Source organism: Oleiphilus sp. HI0125, from assembly GCF_001635355.1.
In genome coordinates, this window is the sequence record NZ_LWGF01001051.1 from 1 (window position 1) to 869 (window position 869).

The 869-nt window shown below is 45.5% G+C and carries 1 protein-coding gene; it reads left to right on the plus strand.

Going from position 1 to position 869, the window contains the following annotated elements:
* On the plus strand, positions 1–858 hold an 858-nt coding region (locus A3762_RS18000; RefSeq protein ID WP_068756959.1), incomplete at its 5' end, for an AI-2E family transporter.
* Positions 859–869: the final 11 nt, after the last annotated feature.

The window sequence follows — 869 nt, forward strand, 5'->3', positions numbered from 1 at the left end:
GTTGTTATTTTCATCAGTCTATTTCAACTCTTACTCATCAGCATCATTGGCAGCTCAGCAAAGGAGTTCTCGAATGACCTTCCGGTGTATCAGGAGAAACTTCAAAGCATCACCGCAAATAGTATTAACGCCTTAGGCCAGTGGGGCATTGAAATTCCAAGACAGCGACTACTCGAAACCTTTGACCCCTCGAGTATATTTCAAACCGCCATGGGCGCACTTGGTAGCTTAGGTGGCGTATTATCAAACTCCTTCCTCATTATTCTAACCGTTGTATTTATGCTCTTTGAGAGCTTGTCATTGCCGAATAAACTACACCGAGCCTTCGGCGAAAATAACAGCCAGATCGAACATATCGATCGCTTTCTTGCTACGGTCAAAACCTATATGACAATTAAAGCGCTCGTAAGTCTCGCAACAGGCGCTCTGATATACGTCGGTTTGCTACTTATTGGCGTTGATTACCCATTGCTATGGGCAGTGCTCGCCTTCTTCCTCAACTTTGTACCGAACATCGGGTCAATCATTGCGGCAGTGCCTACGGTCTTGCTCGCGTTAATCCAACTTGGCCCAATAAGCGCTGCCTTTACTGCAGCTTTATATATCGCTGCCAATATGGTGATGGGGAACATGGTCGAGCCAAAGTTTTTGGGCCGGGGCTTAGGCTTGTCGACGCTTGTCGTGTTCTTGTCATTAGTGTTTTGGGGTTGGGTGTTTGGGCCTGTAGGAATGTTCTTATCAGTGCCACTCACCATGCTATTAAAAATCGCACTGGAGTCGAGTGAAGAAACTCAATGGATTGCGATATTAATGGGCTCTGACGAGCCAGAAAGTGATCACGAAATCAAAAAAATATAAAATACTGGCTT